The organism is Streptococcus mitis, from assembly GCF_003943905.1.
Lineage (GTDB): Bacteria > Bacillota > Bacilli > Lactobacillales > Streptococcaceae > Streptococcus > Streptococcus mitis_BC.
The window spans coordinates 200,081-215,528 of sequence record NZ_RJNS01000001.1; the positions used below are offsets into that span (position 1 = coordinate 200,081).

Annotated in this window: 18 protein-coding genes; 9 read left to right on the plus strand and 9 right to left on the minus strand. The window is 40.9% G+C overall.

Features of this window, described 5'->3' with window-relative positions; genetic code table 11:
• Window positions 1–19 precede the first annotated feature (19 nt).
• Entirely contained in the window at window positions 20–700 is a 681-nt protein-coding gene (gene radC / locus D8854_RS01075) for a RadC family protein (RefSeq protein ID WP_125449024.1), read from the plus strand.
• Here the strand turns inward: radC and D8854_RS01080 are convergent.
• From D8854_RS01080 to D8854_RS01110, 7 genes are all read right to left on the minus strand, one after another.
• Window positions 697–1,386 (minus strand): gamma-glutamyl-gamma-aminobutyrate hydrolase family protein, encoded by a 690-nt coding sequence (locus D8854_RS01080; protein WP_125449026.1) that lies wholly within the window; start codon window positions 1,384–1,386, stop codon window positions 697–699. The genes radC and D8854_RS01080 overlap by 4 nt on opposite strands.
• A 15-nt stretch (window positions 1,387–1,401) precedes the next feature.
• Window positions 1,402–2,043, minus strand: a complete 642-nt coding sequence (locus D8854_RS01085; protein WP_000653411.1) for a redox-sensing transcriptional repressor Rex — start codon at window positions 2,041–2,043, stop codon at window positions 1,402–1,404.
• An 82-nt stretch (window positions 2,044–2,125) separates the two neighbouring features.
• Window positions 2,126–2,341, minus strand: coding sequence for a DUF4649 family protein (locus tag D8854_RS01090; RefSeq protein WP_084975465.1), 216 nt, complete (start codon window positions 2,339–2,341; stop codon window positions 2,126–2,128).
• Window positions 2,342–2,347: 6 nt separating this feature from the next.
• A complete protein-coding gene (locus tag D8854_RS01095) occupies window positions 2,348–2,695 on the minus strand; it encodes a DUF1831 domain-containing protein (protein ID WP_125449028.1) in 348 nt (115 codons plus the stop codon).
• 4 nt (window positions 2,696–2,699) lie between these two features.
• Window positions 2,700–3,815 carry a cysteine desulfurase family protein gene (locus D8854_RS01100; protein ID WP_125449030.1) on the minus strand — a complete coding sequence of 372 codons (1,116 nt, stop codon included), beginning with the start codon at window positions 3,813–3,815 and terminating at the stop codon, window positions 2,700–2,702.
• 9 nt (window positions 3,816–3,824) lie between these two features.
• Window positions 3,825–4,784: a ribose-phosphate diphosphokinase gene (locus tag D8854_RS01105; protein ID WP_125449032.1), complete on the minus strand. Its 960-nt coding sequence runs from the start codon at window positions 4,782–4,784 to the stop codon at window positions 3,825–3,827.
• A gap of 67 nt (window positions 4,785–4,851) precedes the next feature.
• Window positions 4,852–5,421 carry a CYTH domain-containing protein gene (locus D8854_RS01110; protein WP_125449034.1) on the minus strand — a complete coding sequence of 190 codons (570 nt, stop codon included), beginning with the start codon at window positions 5,419–5,421 and terminating at the stop codon, window positions 4,852–4,854.
• Between the two features lie 128 nt (window positions 5,422–5,549).
• Between D8854_RS01110 and D8854_RS01115 the strand changes: the two genes are divergently transcribed.
• From D8854_RS01115 to D8854_RS01150, 8 genes are all read left to right on the plus strand, one after another.
• Window positions 5,550–6,221, plus strand: a complete 672-nt coding sequence (locus D8854_RS01115; RefSeq protein WP_125449036.1) for a GTP pyrophosphokinase — start codon at window positions 5,550–5,552, stop codon at window positions 6,219–6,221.
• Window positions 6,205–7,023, plus strand: a complete 819-nt coding sequence (locus D8854_RS01120; protein WP_125449038.1) for an NAD kinase — start codon at window positions 6,205–6,207, stop codon at window positions 7,021–7,023. The genes D8854_RS01115 and D8854_RS01120 overlap by 17 nt, the downstream gene beginning before the upstream one ends.
• Window positions 7,020–7,916 (plus strand): RluA family pseudouridine synthase, encoded by an 897-nt coding sequence (locus D8854_RS01125; RefSeq protein WP_125449040.1) that lies wholly within the window; start codon window positions 7,020–7,022, stop codon window positions 7,914–7,916. Before D8854_RS01120 ends, D8854_RS01125 begins: the two co-directional genes overlap by 4 nt.
• A 43-nt stretch (window positions 7,917–7,959) precedes the next feature.
• Window positions 7,960–8,934 (plus strand): phosphate acetyltransferase, encoded by a 975-nt coding sequence (gene pta / locus D8854_RS01130; protein WP_125449042.1) that lies wholly within the window; start codon window positions 7,960–7,962, stop codon window positions 8,932–8,934.
• Window positions 8,935–9,022: 88 nt separating this feature from the next.
• Entirely contained in the window at window positions 9,023–10,201 is a 1,179-nt protein-coding gene (gene mutY / locus D8854_RS01135; protein WP_125449044.1) for an A/G-specific adenine glycosylase, read from the plus strand.
• A 56-nt stretch (window positions 10,202–10,257) separates the two neighbouring features.
• Complete coding sequence (yycF, locus tag D8854_RS01140) at window positions 10,258–10,965, plus strand: response regulator YycF (protein WP_000723165.1); 708 nt, start codon at window positions 10,258–10,260, stop codon at window positions 10,963–10,965.
• Complete coding sequence (vicK, locus tag D8854_RS01145; RefSeq protein ID WP_125449046.1) at window positions 10,958–12,307, plus strand: cell wall metabolism sensor histidine kinase VicK; 1,350 nt, start codon at window positions 10,958–10,960, stop codon at window positions 12,305–12,307. Before yycF ends, vicK begins: the two co-directional genes overlap by 8 nt.
• A 1-nt stretch (window position 12,308) precedes the next feature.
• Window positions 12,309–13,118 (plus strand): MBL fold metallo-hydrolase, encoded by an 810-nt coding sequence (locus tag D8854_RS01150; RefSeq protein ID WP_038806131.1) that lies wholly within the window; start codon window positions 12,309–12,311, stop codon window positions 13,116–13,118.
• Window positions 13,119–13,155: 37 nt separating this feature from the next.
• Here D8854_RS01150 and D8854_RS01155 read toward each other — a convergent pair whose 3' ends face one another.
• The gene (locus D8854_RS01155) at window positions 13,156–13,503 is read right to left on the minus strand and encodes a thiol reductase thioredoxin (protein WP_038806130.1); all 348 of its coding nucleotides are present in this window, start codon (window positions 13,501–13,503) and stop codon (window positions 13,156–13,158) included.
• Between the two features lie 110 nt (window positions 13,504–13,613).
• Entirely contained in the window at window positions 13,614–15,332 is a 1,719-nt protein-coding gene (locus D8854_RS01160; RefSeq protein ID WP_125449048.1) for a phospho-sugar mutase, read from the minus strand.
• Window positions 15,333–15,448: the final 116 nt, after the last annotated feature.

The window sequence follows — 15,448 nt, forward strand, 5'->3', positions numbered from 1 at the left end:
TAAAGTGAGGAGGATTTTTATGTATAGTATTTCATTCCAAGAAGATTCACTTTTACCGAGAGAAAGACTGGTTAAAGAAGGAGTAGAGGCTCTGAGCAATCAAGAGTTACTAGCTATTCTGCTCAGAACAGGAACGCGTCAAGCAAACGTTTTTGAAATTTCCCAGAAAGTCTTGAATAGTCTCAACAGCTTAACTGATTTGAAAAAAATGACCCTGCAGGAATTGCAAAGTCTGTCTGGTATTGGACGGATTAAGGCCATTGAACTACAAGCAGTGATTGAACTAGGGCATCGTATTCATAAACATGAAACACTTGAGATGGAAAGTATTCTCAGCAGTCAAAAGCTAGCCAAGAAAATGCAACAGGAACTTGGCGACAAAAAACAAGAGCACCTAGTGGCGCTCTATCTCAATACTCAAAATCAAATCATTCATCAGCAGACCATCTTTATCGGATCTGCGACACGCAGCATTGCAGAACCAAGGGAAATCCTTCACTATGCCATCAAGCATATGGCCACCTCTGTGATTCTCGTTCATAACCATCCATCAGGCGCTGTATCTCCTAGTCGAAATGACGATCATGTCACTAAGCTAGTAAAGGAAGCTTGCGAACTGATGGGAATCGTTTTCTTGGACCATCTGATCGTCTCGCACTCTGATTACTTTAGTTACCGTGAAAAGACGGATTTGATTTAGAGTTCGTTAACAACATAGTCAAATAGCGTTTTATCTTTGGGACGATTTTCAAATAGAAATTCTGGATGCCATTGAACACCAAGATAAGGAAAGCCGTCCGTAGTTGTCACAGCCTCAATGATTCCATCTTTAGGATCATGTGCTACAACCTTAAGATTAGGAGCTAGATCTTTAATGCTCTGGTGGTGGAAGGAGTTGATATGAGAGATTGCTCCATAGATTTCTCGGAGAATTGTATCAGGCTCCGTTACGAGGCGTTGGGTCGTGTATTCGGCTGAACAGTCCTGCCAATGATCCTCGATATCTTGGTGAAGCGTACCTCCCATAGCGACATTGAAAAGCTGAGTACCCCGACAAACAGAGAAAATTGGTTTCTTCTGCTTGATGGCTTCTCTGATAAGGGCTAATTCAAACTGGTCTCTTTGAAGATGGTAGTCATCGCTGTCAATGGTTTTAGGTTCACCATAGAATTTTGGATCAACATTTTGCCCACCCGTAAGGATGAGTTTATCAATCATAGCGACGTAATGGCTTGCCATTTCTTGATCACCAATCGGAAGGATGATGGGAATTCCGCCAGCGTCCTTGACTCCTTCAACAAAGCCTTTTGCCGCATAGCTCATCATGACATCATCATCTGGATGAGCTTTTTCATTTCCTGTAATCCCAATAACTGGTTTTTTCATAAATGCTTTCGCTTTCTAATCCTCTTTACGCATAAAATAGAGGAGAGTTTGGAGTTCGCTTGTCAAATCGACATACTGAACGACTACATCTTTTGGAAGGTGGAGGTGAACAGGGGAAAAACTAAGAATACCTTTTATACCCGCATCGACCAAAAGATTGGCAACTTCTTGTGATTTAACACTTGGAACAGTTAGGATAGCAGTTTTGATATCTGCTTCTTTGATCTTTTCTTTAATCTGAGAGATACCATAGATTGGAATACCATCAGGTGTCTGGGTGCCAACTTCTGGATGGTCATCTAGGTCAAAGGCCATGATAATTTTCATCTTGTTACGCTCATGGAAGCGGTAGTGGAGAAGTGCATGCCCCATATTTCCAATTCCAACCAACATAACATTTGTAATCGAATTATCATTAAGGAGGTCAGCAAAAAAATTCATCAATTTCTTGACATCATAACCAAAACCACGACGACCTAGTTCTCCAAAATAGGAAAAATCTCGACGGACAGTCGCAGAATCAATACCGATAGCTTCTGCAATTTGCTTGGAGTTGGCACGTTCGATTTTTTCTGCATGAAATCTCTTGAAAATTCGATAGTAAAGAGAGAGTCTTTTTGCTGTTGCTTTTGGAATAGCAGACTGTTTATCTTTCACAAAATCACAACCTTTCTATTCTTCTATTTTATAGAAACATTGTGAAAAAATCAACAAAAACAAGAAAAAACTAAGAAATTTCTTAGTTTTTATCTGAAAAATTAGCTTGTGAAAGAAATCGGTAGAGATCGCCAACCAATCCTTGATAAATTACCTTATCATTGAGTGTTAAGGAGCTGATTAGGAGAGTGTCCGGTAGGGTCACACAGCCTGATAGGGATAACATGAGTTCTTCGTAATCAGCAAACTCAAGTGTACGTTCTACTTGATAGTTATCTTTATAAGTCAAACGAAACATAGCCAATCATCTCTCTTCTTTTGTGAAGATTTCGCGCTCTACAAGACTGTCCATGAGGAAGTAGAATTTTTCTTGGTGGATATGGTGATCTTCTGATTTAAAGATATTGACCAAGCGAAGACCTGATTTGTCAGTGATATTAATTTTAACACCTGTAAGCTCTTTGTTGATGATAATTTTTAGTAGGAAACCTTCACCACTATTAGGAACTTTTTCAAGTAGACGAGTCAGTTCATAGTTTCCTACCTTTGTTTCAAAGAAAGTATTGTCTTTTAGTGTGAATTTTTTGACAGATGGGCTAAGTGTATAGTCGTAGCGGCAGTTTTGTAGTTTAATGGTTTTTTCGAATGCCATTAGATTAATCTCCAATAATATTTTTTAAGGTTTGTGCCAGTTGTTTCAGTTCCTCCTCAGTATTATGAGGGGACAGACTAATACGGACAGATTCTTTTAAGCGATGGGAATCCGCTCCATAAAAAGCTTCTAGGACATGGCTCGTTTGCACAATACCAGCAGTACAGGCTGAACCAGTTGAGATTGAAATTCCTTCCAGGTCTAACCGAAGCAAGAGTAAGTCATTTTTTTGACCAGGGAAACCGATATTAAAAACATAAGGCAGCTGGTGTTTGCTTTCATTGAGATAGTAGTTGAGACCTGCAATTTCTTCTAGAAAAGCAGTTTTTAATCCCTCTAGTTTTTGGTAATGCTCAGCATGATGACCCAGATCTTCTTTGAGGGCAGCAACCATACCGACGATGGCAGCAAGGTTTTCTGTTCCAGCCCGTTTCTTTTGTTCTTGGTCTCCACCGTGAAGATAGGAATCAAAGTCTACAGATGAAGCGTAAAGAAAACCAATTCCTTTTGGTCCATGGAACTTGTGAGCAGAAGCACTAAGGAAATCAATTCCTAACTCCTCGGGGTGGATAGGGATTTTTCCGATAGCTTGAACAGCATCAACATGATAAGCAACAGGATGCTCTTTTAAAACACGTCCAATCTCAGCTATTGGCAAGAGACTGCCCGTTTCATTATTGGCATACATGGTAGAAACTAGGATGGTATCGTCACGCAACGCTTCTTGAATTTGCTGCGCAGTGATTTCTTGATTTACTGGTTGGATAATGGTCGCTTCAAAGCCAAAATGTTGCACCAGGTAATCGATAGACTCAAGCACAGAATGGTGTTCAATAGCTGTCGTGATGATATGTTTTCCACGTTCTTGATGACGGAGACAATAGCCGATAATAGCTGTATTGTTACTTTCTGTACCACCAGACGTGAAAAAGATATGTTGAGGTTTGGTTCCTATTAAGTGGGCTAATTCTTGACGCGCTTCACGGAGCAGTTTGCCAGCCTGCCGACCATGACTATGAATACTAGAAGGATTACCATGAGTTTCCTGCATGACCTTGGTCATTTCTGCGATAGCTACTGCTGACATAGGAGTCGTAGCAGCATTGTCCAAATAAATCAAAGAATCACCTTATTTCTTTTTGTTGTATGCAAAGAGTGGGCTGACTGGTTTTCTTTCGTGGATGCGGACGATTGCATCACCGATCAATTCGCTAGCGGTAATGTAGCACACATTTTTCGGAGTTCTTTCTTTTGTGGCTACTGAGTCTGTCACAAGGATTTCTTTGATGTTAGTAGCATCAAGAAGATCAGCAGCGCCTTCTACAAAGAGACCATGACTGGATACCGCATAGATTTCAGTTGCACCTTCACGCTCAACGATTTTTGCCGCTTCTGAGAAAGTACGGCCAGTGTTTAGGATGTCATCAATTAAGATAGCCTTCTTGCCCTCAACATCTCCAATGATATAACCTTGGCTCCGCTCTGAGTCATCTTGAGCATAGTCGATGATTGCGATTGGTGCATCTAGGTATTCGGCTAAGCTACGAGCGCGCTTGACACCAGAGTTTTTAGGACTAACAACAACCACATCTGGTCCAAGTAAGCCCTTGTCACAATAGTGTTTAGCAAAAAGAGGAATTGTATAAAGATTGTCCACAGGAATGTCAAAGAAACCTTGCACCTGAACGGCATGTAGATCAAGGGTTAGAACACGGTTAACACCTGCTTTGACGAGCATATTAGCAACGAGTTTTGCAGTGAGGGGTTCGCGAGAAGAAGCGATACGATCTTGACGTGCATAACCAAAATAAGGAAGCACAACGTTGATACTATGGGCACTTGCACGTACGCAGGCATCAACCATAATTAGTAACTCCATCAAATGATTGTTGACAGGGTAGCTAGTTGATTGGATGATGTAGACATCGTAACCACGGACACTCTCTTCAATGTTGACTTGGATTTCTCCATCAGAAAATTGGCGTGAAGATAATTTTCCGAGAGGTACCCCAACCGTCTCTGCGATTTTTTGTGCAATTTCATGATTGGAGTTAAGTGCGAAAAGTTTCATGTTGTTTCTATCTGACATTATAGACCGTCCTCTGTAAACTCAAATTATTTTATCTTTATCATTTTACCAAAAAATGGAGATTATTTCAGTAATTTTCCATGCTTTTAATAAAACGAATTAATTTTGAAGGAGCTTTCTGATAAGTGATCTGATTTTCTTCTAAGAATTTCTGAAAATCAGCTTTCCCTTTTTCATGGTCTGTGACTTCAAGCTCGAGTTCATAGTCTGTCTGATCAAAGTAGTGACTTTCATCTAGTGCCATTAGACCAATCGGCGTTTCCATTTCGTAACGAATAGTTGCAAGACAACCCAGAACAAACCAGTCTTGGCTTAGAATACCAATCTTAGCAAGTTCCTCTAGAACGAGTCCTTGAGGAAGTATTTGTTTTTCTAGGTAAGATTCAGCCTCTGGAAGATTCAGTTTCTGATTGTATTCCATATTTCCTACAGTTTGAGGCACTTTCAAGGTCAACTCCGCCCAATCTGAAAAGGTGCGAATGCGCATGGCAACCTTTTTTTCACGCAATTGGAAATCAGGTGTATCAATGTAGTAGTTTTTCTGTAGGACGGGTTGGATATTGGAAAACTGTTCTTTTAAATGATCGTAATCCTCTTTTTTCAGTAGTGTTTTCAGTTCAATTTCTAAATGTTTCATTTTTCTAACCTTTTTTTTATCTTTGAAAGCGATTTATGGTATAATGGACAATGTATTTATTGTATATGATTGTAGTAAAAAAATCAAAAATTTTCAACAACACAATCACATACCAAAAGGGAGAAAATATGACCATAGAATGGGAAGAATTTTTAGATCCTTACATTCAAGCTGTTGGTGAATTGAAGATTAAACTTCGTGGGATTCGCAAACAGTATCGTAAACAAAACAAGCACTCTCCGATTGAGTTTGTAACGGGTCGTGTCAAACCGATTGAAAGTATCAAAGAAAAAATGAATCGCAGAGGGATTGGCTACGATACTTTGGAACATGACTTACAGGATATCGCGGGTTTGCGGGTCATGGTGCAGTTCGTCGATGATGTTCAGGAAGTTGTTGCGATTTTACGCAAACGCCATGATATGAGAGTCGTTCAGGAACGAGATTATATCACTCATCGTAAGGCTTCGGGCTATCGCTCCTATCATGTGGTGGTAGAGTATACAGTTGACACCATCAATGGGGCTAAGACGATTTTGGCGGAGATTCAAATCCGGACTTTAGCCATGAATTTTTGGGCTACGATTGAACACTCGCTCAATTATAAGTATCAGGGCGATTTTCCAGAGGAAATTAAGAAAAGACTGGAAATCACGGCGAAAATAGCCTATCAACTGGATGAAGAAATGGGGAAAATCCGTGATGATATTCAGGAAGCACAGGCGCTCTTTGATCCTTTAAGTAGAAAACTAAACGACGGTGTAGGAAATAGTGACGATACAGATGAAGAATACAGGTAAACGAATTGATCTGATTGCAAATAGAAAACCCCAGAGTCAAAAGGTTTTGTATGAGCTGAAAGACCAGTTGAAAAAACATCATTTTATACTCAACGACACCAATCCTGACATCGTCATATCAATTGGTGGGGATGGGATGCTTTTGTCTGCATTTCACAAGTATGAGAATCAGTTAGATAAAGTTCGATTTATTGGCGTACATACAGGACACTTGGGATTTTACACAGATTATCGCGATTTTGAGTTGGACCAGTTGGTTACCAATCTCCAACTGGATACTGGTGCCAAGGTTTCCTATCCTGTTTTGAATGTCAAGGTGACACTTGAAAACGGAGAAGTTAAGACCTTCCGTGCATTAAACGAAGCTAGCATCCGTCGATCGGATCGCACCATGGTTGCGGATATCATTATTAACCACGTTCCATTTGAACGCTTTCGTGGAGATGGTGTGACTGTTTCAACGCCGACGGGAAGCACTGCTTATAACAAGTCCTTGGGTGGAGCTGTCTTGCATCCTACTATTGAGGCCTTGCAGTTGACTGAAATAGCGAGTCTTAACAACCGAGTCTATCGCACTTTGGGATCATCGATCATTATTCCCAAAAAAGATAAGATTGAACTCTTACCGACACGCAATGACTACCATACGATATCAGTCGATAACAGCGTTTATTCTTTCCGTAATATTGAACGAATTGAGTATCAAATCGACCATTACAAGATTCACTTCGTAGCGACACCAAGCCACACTAGTTTCTGGAATCGTGTTAAAGATGCCTTCATCGGCGAGGTGGATGAATGAGGTTCGAATTTATCGCAGATGAGCACGTCAAAGTCAAAACTTTCCTCAAGAAACATGAGGTTTCCAAGGGACTTTTGGCTAAGATTAAGTTTCGAGGTGGGGCTATTCTGGTCAATGACCAACCTCAAAATGCGACTTATCTCTTAGATATTGGAGACAGGGTAACTATTGACATTCCAGCAGAGGAAGGCTTTGAAACTCTTGAAGCCATTGATCGTCCTCTAGATATCTTGTATGAGGATGACCATTTTCTGGTTTTGAATAAGCCTTATGGAGTTGCTTCCATCCCCAGTGTCAATCATTCCAATACCATTGCCAATTTTATAAAGGGCTACTATGTCAAACAAGAATATGAAAACCAGCAAGTTCACATCGTGACTAGGCTTGATAGAGATACTTCTGGTTTGATGCTTTTTGCCAAACACGGCTACGCTCATGCACGTTTAGACAAGCAGTTGCAACGAAAGTCTATCGAAAAACGATATTTCGCTTTGGTTAAGGGCGATGGGTTTTTGGAGCCAGAAGGGGAAATTATTGCCCCAATTGCGCGTGATGTGGACTCCATTATCACGAGACGGGTCGCCAAAGGTGGGAAATACGCCCATACATCTTACAAAGTTGTGGCTTCTTATGGGAATATTCACCTAGTCGATATTCGCCTGCATACTGGTCGAACTCATCAGATCCGAGTGCATTTTTCTCATATTGGCTTCCCCTTGTTGGGAGATGACCTCTATGGAGGTAGCCTAGACGACGGTATTCAGCGTCAGGCCTTGCATTGTCATTATTTATCTTTTTATCATCCCTTTCTAGAGCAAGATTTGCAACTAGAAAGCCCCTTACCGGATGATTTCAGCAATCTTATTACTCAGTTATCAACTAATACTCTTTAAAATCTATTTGGAGTATAATTTATTTTCTTAAAGGAGAAAACTCATGGAAGTTTTTGAAAGTCTCAAAGCCAACCTAGTTGGCAAAAATGCTCGTATTGTTCTCCCTGAAGGGGAAGAACCACGTATCCTTCAAGCAACGAAACGCTTGGTAAAAGAAACAGAAGTTGTTCCTGTTTTGCTTGGAAATCCTGCAAAAATTAAAATTTATCTTGAAATCGAAGGGATCATGGATGGTTATGAAGTGATTGATCCACATTATTATCCTCAATTTGAAGACATGGTGGTTGCGCTCGTAGAACGTCGTAAAGGAAAAATGTCGGAAGAAGAAGCACGTCAGGTCCTACTAGAAGATGTCAACTACTTTGGTGTTATGCTTGTCTACATGGGCTTGGTAGATGGAATGGTATCAGGTGCTATTCACTCAACAGCTTCAACAGTTCGTCCAGCTCTTCAAATTATCAAAACGCGTCCAAATGTAACTCGTACTTCAGGAGCTTTTCTTATGGTGCGTGGTACAGAACGTTACTTGTTTGGTGACTGTGCCCTTAATATTAATCCTGATGCAGAAGCTTTGGCTGAAATTGCTATTAACTCAGCAATTACTGCCAAAATGTTTGGGATTCAACCCAAAATCGCTATGCTAAGCTATTCTACAAAAGGTTCTGGTTTTGGTGATAGTGTTGATAAGGTGGTTGAAGCAACTAAACTGGCACACGATCTACGTCCAGACCTTGAGATTGATGGGGAATTGCAATTCGACGCAGCTTTCGTTCCAGAAACAGCGGCCCTAAAAGCTCCAGGGAGCAATGTAGCAGGTCAAGCAAATGTCTTCATCTTCCCAGGTATCGAAGCAGGAAATATCGGCTACAAAATAGCTGAACGTCTAGGTGGTTTCGCAGCTATCGGTCCCGTTCTACAAGGATTGAATAAACCAGTCAACGATCTATCACGTGGATGTAACCCAGATGATGTTTACAAATTGACTCTCATCACAGCAGCTCAGGCGATCAATCAATAAAGAAATGGAGTCTCTTCCTCTCTAGTAGAAGAGGCTTTTTTAGCACAAAGAAAAGGACAGTTAGAAGCTTCTATGTTATACTAGATATATGTTAGATTTGAAAGAATACGGAGTTGAGATGTGGTCAGAGGAGAAGATCATTTCTTTTCGTGAGAAACTCCTCAACTGGTACGATGAAAACAAACGGGCTTTACCATGGCGTAGAAGTAAAAATCCTTATCATATCTGGGTTTCTGAAATTATGCTCCAACAGACTAGAGTAGACACAGTCATTCCCTACTATGAACGATTTTTGGACTGGTTTCCAACTGTTGAAAGTCTGGCGAATGTGCCTGAAGAGCGTTTGCTAAAAGCATGGGAGGGGTTGGGATATTACTCCCGAGTTCGCAACATGCAGAAAGCAGCCCAGCAGATTATGGCTGACTTTGGTGGTCAATTTCCAAACACCTATGAAGGAATTTCTAGTTTAAAAGGGATTGGTCCTTATACTGCGGGAGCAATTTCCAGTATTGCTTTTAATTTACCTGAGCCCGCGGTCGATGGCAATGTCATGCGAGTTTTGTCTCGCTTGTTTGAGGTCAAACATGATATCGGCGTTCCTAGCAATCGGAAGATCTTCCAAGCTATGATGGAAATCTTAATCGATCCAGAACGACCAGGAGACTTTAATCAAGCCTTGATGGACTTGGGGTCTGATATAGAGGCTCCAGTTAATCCTCGACCAGAAGAAAGTCCTGTTAAGGAATTTAGCGCAGCCTATCAGAATGGAACCATGGGTCGTTATCCGATTAAAGAACCCAAGAAAAAGCCTCTCCCAATCTATCTCAAGGCTTTGGTTGTGCGCAATGACCGCGGTCAATATCTACTTGAGAAAAACGAAAGTGAGAAACTGCTAGCTGGTTTTTGGCATTTTCCTTTGATAGAAGTAGAGGAGTTTTCACAGGAAGAGGAACAGTTGAATCTGTTTGCTCAGGTCGCTGAAAAAAGCGTTACTTTCGGTCCAACACCCCAAGAAAGTTTTGAGCAGGATTATGATTTAGAAGTTGATTGGTCCCATCAAGTATTTGATCAAGTCAAGCATGTATTTAGTCATCGTAAATGGCATATTCAAATCCTAGCGGGTCAGGTAACAGATTCGAAACAGTTTGATGACAGAGAAATTCGCTGGATCTCCCCTCAGGAATTTTCTGATTATCCATTTGCTAAACCTCAACAAAAGATTTGGCAGGCTTATAAAACAGTTCTTGAAGATGAAGGCTGGAATTAGCCATTTGTGCCTTCTTTACATTTTTTTGTTATAATAGATAGAGAAAAGGTGAACATATGAAAAAAATATTAGTTGTAGATGATGAGAAACCAATCTCAGATATTATTAAGTTCAATATGACCAAGGAAGGCTATGAGGTTGTAACAGCCTTTAACGGCAGAGAAGCCATCGAGCTATTTGAGGCGGAGCAACCTGATATTATTATTCTAGATTTGATGCTTCCTGAGATCGATGGTTTAGAAGTTGCTAAGACCATTCGTAAGACTAGCAGTGTGCCTATCATTATGCTCTCGGCTAAGGATAGTGAGTTTGACAAGGTTATCGGTTTAGAACTTGGGGCAGATGATTATGTCACAAAGCCCTTCTCAAACCGTGAATTGCAAGCGCGTGTGAAGGCCTTGCTCCGTCGTACAGACCTCGCTTCAGTGGATAGTCAAGAAACTGATGAAAAGAAATCCCAACCCCTACAGATTGGCGATTTGGAAATCGTTCCAGATGCTTATGTAGCTAAGAAATATGGTGAGGAATTAGATTTGACCCACCGTGAATTTGAACTTTTGTACCACTTGGCCTCTCATATTGGTCAAGTTATTACGCGTGAGCACTTGCTTGAAACTGTCTGGGGTTATGACTATTTTGGTGATGTTCGTACAGTGGACGTGACCATCCGACGTTTGCGTGAAAAAATCGAAGACACTCCAAGCCGTCCAGAATACATCCTAACACGTCGTGGTGTGGGTTACTATATGAGAAATAATGATTGAAGATATTAGACAAACGATTCTGACCAGTGATTTTATCTTTATCCTGATTTTACTTGGCTTTATCTTGGTGGTAACCTTGTTGTTACTGGAAAATCGTCGGGATAATATTCGTCTAAAGCAGATTAATCAAAAGGTCAAGGATTTGATTGCAGGGGATTATTCTCGAGTTTTGGATATGCAAGGAAGCTCTGAAATCACCAACATCACCAATAACCTCAATGATTTGTCTGAGGTCATTCGTTTAACACAGGAAAATCTGGAGCAAGAAACAAAAAGGCTTAACAGTATTCTTTCTTATATGACAGATGGAGTTCTTGCAACCAATCGCCGTGGTCAAATTACCATGATTAACGATATGGCCAAGAAACAGCTGGGTGTCGTAAAAGAAGAAGCATTGAACAAAAGCATCCTAGAATTGCTTAAGATAGAGGATGAATATGAACTGCGTGACCTCATTACACAGATTCCTGAATTGATGATTGATTCCCAAAATGCTAATGGAGAATATCTTAGTCTTCGTGTGCGTTTTGCACTCATTCGTCGTGAGTCTGGATTCATTTCTGGTTTGGTTGCCGTTTTGCACGATACGACTGAACAGGAGAAGGAAGAGCGTGAACGGAGACTCTTCGTGTCTAATGTTAGCCATGAGTTGCGGACACCTTTGACTAGTGTTAAGTCCTATCTTGAAGCCTTAGACGAGGGAGCCTTGTATGATCCTGTTGCTCCTGATTTTATCAAGGTTTCGCTCGATGAAACCAACCGTATGATGCGGATGGTGACAGATCTCTTGCATCTCTCTCGTATTGATAATGCGACCACTCAGTTGGATGTGGAATTGATTAATTTTACGGCCTTCATTACCTTTATCCTCAACCGCTTTGATAAGATGAGAAGTCAGGATGAGGAGAAAAAATATGAGCTGGTTAGAGATTACCCAATCAACTCAGTTTGGATCGAGATTGATACCGATAAAATGACTCAGGTGATTGATAATATTCTTAACAATGCCATCAAGTACTCACCAGATGGTGGGAAAATTACTGTCAGCATGAAAACCACTGAAGACCAGATGATTTTATCTATCAAAGACCAAGGTCTAGGTATTCCAAAACAAGATTTGCCGAAGATTTTTGACCGCTTTTACCGTGTGGATCGTGCAAGAAGTCGTGCTCAAGGTGGAACTGGTCTAGGTCTGGCTATTGCCAAGGAAATCATCAAACAACACAATGGCTTTATTTGGGCCAAAAGTGAATACGGTAAGGGGTCAACCTTTACCATTGTGCTCCCTTATGATAAGGAGGCAGTGAAAGAAGAAGTCTGGGAGGATGAAGTAGAAGACTAGAATGAGTGAGATAGGCTTTAAATACAGTATTTTAGCATCAGGTTCCAGTGGAAATTCCTTTTATCTGGAAACGCCAAAAAAGAAAATCTTAGTGGATGCAGGCTTGTCTGGTAAGAAAATTACCAGCCTGCTAGCTGAAATCAATCGCAAGCCTGAAGATTTGGATGCGATTTTGATTACGCATGAGCATTCAGACCATATTCATGGAGTCGGTGTCTTGGCTCGAAAGTATGGTATGGATCTTTACGCCAATGAAAAAACTTGGCAGGCTATGGAAAATAGCAAGTACCTCGGTAAGGTTGATTCATCCCAGAAGCACATTTTTGAAATGGGTAAAACCAAAACCTTTGGCGATATCGACATTGAGAGTTTTGGGGTCAGCCACGATGCGGCAGCACCCCAGTTTTACCGCTTTATGAAAGACGACAAGAGCTTTGTCATGCTGACCGATACAGGTTATGTTAGTGACCGTATGGCAGGAATTGTCGAGAATGCTGACGGTTATCTCATTGAGTCCAACCATGATGTGGAAATCTTGCGAGCAGGTTCTTATGCTTGGCGACTCAAACAGCGAATCTTATCTGATCTTGGTCACCTCTCTAACGAAGACGGTGCTGAGGCCATGATTCGTGCAATGGGAAATCGGACCAAGAAAATCTACCTTGGACATTTGTCTAAGGAGAACAATATCAAAGAACTGGCTCATATGACCATGGTCAATCAGCTAGCCCAAGCTGATTTGGGTGTAGGAGTAGACTTTAAAGTTTACGATACCTCTCCCGATACCGCAACACCACTTACAGATATATAAAAAAGAAGGCACTCGCCTTCTTTTTTATGAATATTTCTTACAATCCTGCAAATTCTTTGATTTCTTGTGCTGACATTGAAGAGTCGCAACGGACATTGATTTGACCATCTGTAACGTGGACAAAGCCTGGAACAGTCGGGATTCCATAACGTGAGCGGAAATCTTGTAAGGCTTCCAACTGGTTTGGTTCCTCACTGTTGATGAAATAGATATGTGCTTTGGTTTCAGCTAGGACACCTGCCAATGTGCCAGCAAATTTACGGCAGTAAGGACAAGTTTTGCGACCGATGAAGAAGGTTGCTGTTTCTTTATTATTGAGTGCTTCTTGGGCACGGGCAACAGTAGTCACTTCAAGGTCTTTAATATCTTCTAAAAACTGATTCATAAGAATACCTCTCTTTTTTTGATAAAACTAGTATGCCACAAAGTTTCTAAAATTGCTCGGATTTGATACGAAAAAAAGATGAGATCGTTTTATCTCATCTTTTATCTTGCTTATTTTACAAAGGTATTGATTTCCGATTCGATGTTGGCAATCTTAGCTTGAGAATCTTCGTTGCTTTGACCCACAACTGCAATATAGAACTTGATTTTTGGTTCAGTACCAGAAGGACGAACAGCGATCCAAGAACCATCCGCAAGAGTGTATTTCAAAACATCACTTGGAGGAGTTGTTAAGGCAGTTACAATACCATCAGCAGTAGTAGAAGTTTGTGCTTTGAAGTCTTCTACGACAGTGATAGCTGTTGCATTCCATTCTTTTGGAGCATTGTTACGGAACTTAGCCATGATAGCCTTGATTTGCTCAGCTCCATCGACACCTGAGAGAGTTACAGAGATAGTCTTTTCAGCATAGTAGCCATACTCTTTGTAAATTTCTTCGATACCGTCAGCCAATGTTAAACCACGTGAACGGTAGTAAGCAGCAAGCTCAGCAACGACAAGAACGGCTTGGATCGCGTCTTTATCACGTACGAATGGCTTGATCAAGTAACCGAAGCTTTCTTCAAATCCCATCATGTAAGTGTGATTGTGTTTTTCTTCAAATTCTTGAATCTTTTCAGCGATAAATTTGAAACCAGTCAAAACGTTGAACATGGTTGCGCCGTAGCTTTCAGCAATTTTCGTTACCAAGTCAGTTGATACGATAGATTTACAAAGGGCTGCATTAGCTGGAAGAGTTCCTGCGTTTTTGTGGGCTTCCAAGATGTATTTAGCCATGATAGCGCCGATTTGGTTACCTGAAAGGTTGAGGTAGCTTCCATCTTTTTGAAGAACTTCAACACCAACACGGTCAGCGTCAGGGTCAGTTGCAACAAGAACGTCTGCACCAACTTGACGACCAAGTTCTTCAGCAAGAGCGAAGGCCGCTTGGCTTTCTGGGTTTGGAGATTTTACAGTTGAGAAGTCTGGGTCTGCAGTTGCTTGCGCTTCAACAACTTGAACAGAATCAAATCCTGCTTGAGCAAGAGCACGACGAGCCAACATTTCACCAGTACCATGAAGTGGTGTGTAGACAATCTTCATGTCTTTACCAAACTCTTCAATCAAGGTTGGGTTGATATTTACATCTTTGACTTCTTTAAGGTATTCCACATCGACAGCTTCACCAATTACTTCAATCAAACCAGAAGCTTTTTCAGCTTCCACATCAGCAACTTCCACAGCAAATGGATTTTCGATAGCACGGATGTATGTTGTCAAAGCATCCGCATCGTGAGGAGGCATTTGTCCACCGTCTTCACCGTAAACCTTGTAACCATTAAATGGAGCAGGGTTGTGGCTGGCAGTAATCATGATACCTGCGAAACAGTTGAGGTGACGAACAGCGAATGATAATTCTGGAGTTGGACGAAGGCTTTCAAATACGTAAGATTTGATACCGTGTTTAGCAAGAACTGCCGCAGATTCAAAGGCAAACTCAGGTGAGAAGTGACGGCTATCGTAGGCAATTGCTACTCCACGTTCTTTTTCGTTTCCACCTTTTGACTCAATCAAACGAGCTAAACCTTCAGTCGCTTGACGGACAACGTAGATGTTGATGCGGTTTGTACCAGCACCTATTAAGCCACGCATACCTGCAGTACCAAATTCAAGATTGGTATAGAAGGCGTCTTCCTTTGTTTTTTCATCCATGTTTTCCAAATCCTGACGAAGGTAGTCTGGAAGTTCAGCAAAATCTAACCATTTTTGATAATTTTCTTGGTAAGTCATAGAGGATCTCCTTTTTTTGTAAATTCTTTTAATCGCTTTCATTATATCACGATTTATCATTTTAGTAAAACGTTAGCATAACTTTCTGAAAAAGCTTGAAATGAAATGGATTCTAT

Bases quoted from the DNA above. Each gene is read 5' to 3' on its own strand.
- radC (WP_125449024.1), top strand. From the start codon at position 20: ATGTATAGTATTTCATTCCAAGAAGATTCACTTTTACCGAGAGAAAGA.
- D8854_RS01080 (WP_125449026.1), bottom strand. From the start codon at position 1,386: ATGAAAAAACCAGTTATTGGGATTACAGGAAATGAAAAAGCTCATCCA.
- D8854_RS01090 (WP_084975465.1), bottom strand. From the start codon at position 2,341: ATGTTTCGTTTGACTTATAAAGATAACTATCAAGTAGAACGTACACTT.
- D8854_RS01095 (WP_125449028.1), bottom strand. From the start codon at position 2,695: ATGGCATTCGAAAAAACCATTAAACTACAAAACTGCCGCTACGACTAT.
- D8854_RS01105 (WP_125449032.1), bottom strand. From the start codon at position 4,784: ATGTCAGATAGAAACAACATGAAACTTTTCGCACTTAACTCCAATCAT.
- D8854_RS01110 (WP_125449034.1), bottom strand. From the start codon at position 5,421: ATGAAACATTTAGAAATTGAACTGAAAACACTACTGAAAAAAGAGGAT.
- D8854_RS01115 (WP_125449036.1), top strand. From the start codon at position 5,550: ATGACCATAGAATGGGAAGAATTTTTAGATCCTTACATTCAAGCTGTT.
- D8854_RS01120 (WP_125449038.1), top strand. From the start codon at position 6,205: ATGAAGAATACAGGTAAACGAATTGATCTGATTGCAAATAGAAAACCC.
- D8854_RS01125 (WP_125449040.1), top strand. From the start codon at position 7,020: ATGAGGTTCGAATTTATCGCAGATGAGCACGTCAAAGTCAAAACTTTC.
- pta (WP_125449042.1), top strand. From the start codon at position 7,960: ATGGAAGTTTTTGAAAGTCTCAAAGCCAACCTAGTTGGCAAAAATGCT.
- mutY (WP_125449044.1), top strand. From the start codon at position 9,023: ATGTTAGATTTGAAAGAATACGGAGTTGAGATGTGGTCAGAGGAGAAG.
- yycF (WP_000723165.1), top strand. From the start codon at position 10,258: ATGAAAAAAATATTAGTTGTAGATGATGAGAAACCAATCTCAGATATT.
- vicK (WP_125449046.1), top strand. From the start codon at position 10,958: ATGATTGAAGATATTAGACAAACGATTCTGACCAGTGATTTTATCTTT.
- D8854_RS01150 (WP_038806131.1), top strand. From the start codon at position 12,309: ATGAGTGAGATAGGCTTTAAATACAGTATTTTAGCATCAGGTTCCAGT.
- D8854_RS01155 (WP_038806130.1), bottom strand. From the start codon at position 13,503: ATGAATCAGTTTTTAGAAGATATTAAAGACCTTGAAGTGACTACTGTT.
- D8854_RS01160 (WP_125449048.1), bottom strand. From the start codon at position 15,332: ATGACTTACCAAGAAAATTATCAAAAATGGTTAGATTTTGCTGAACTT.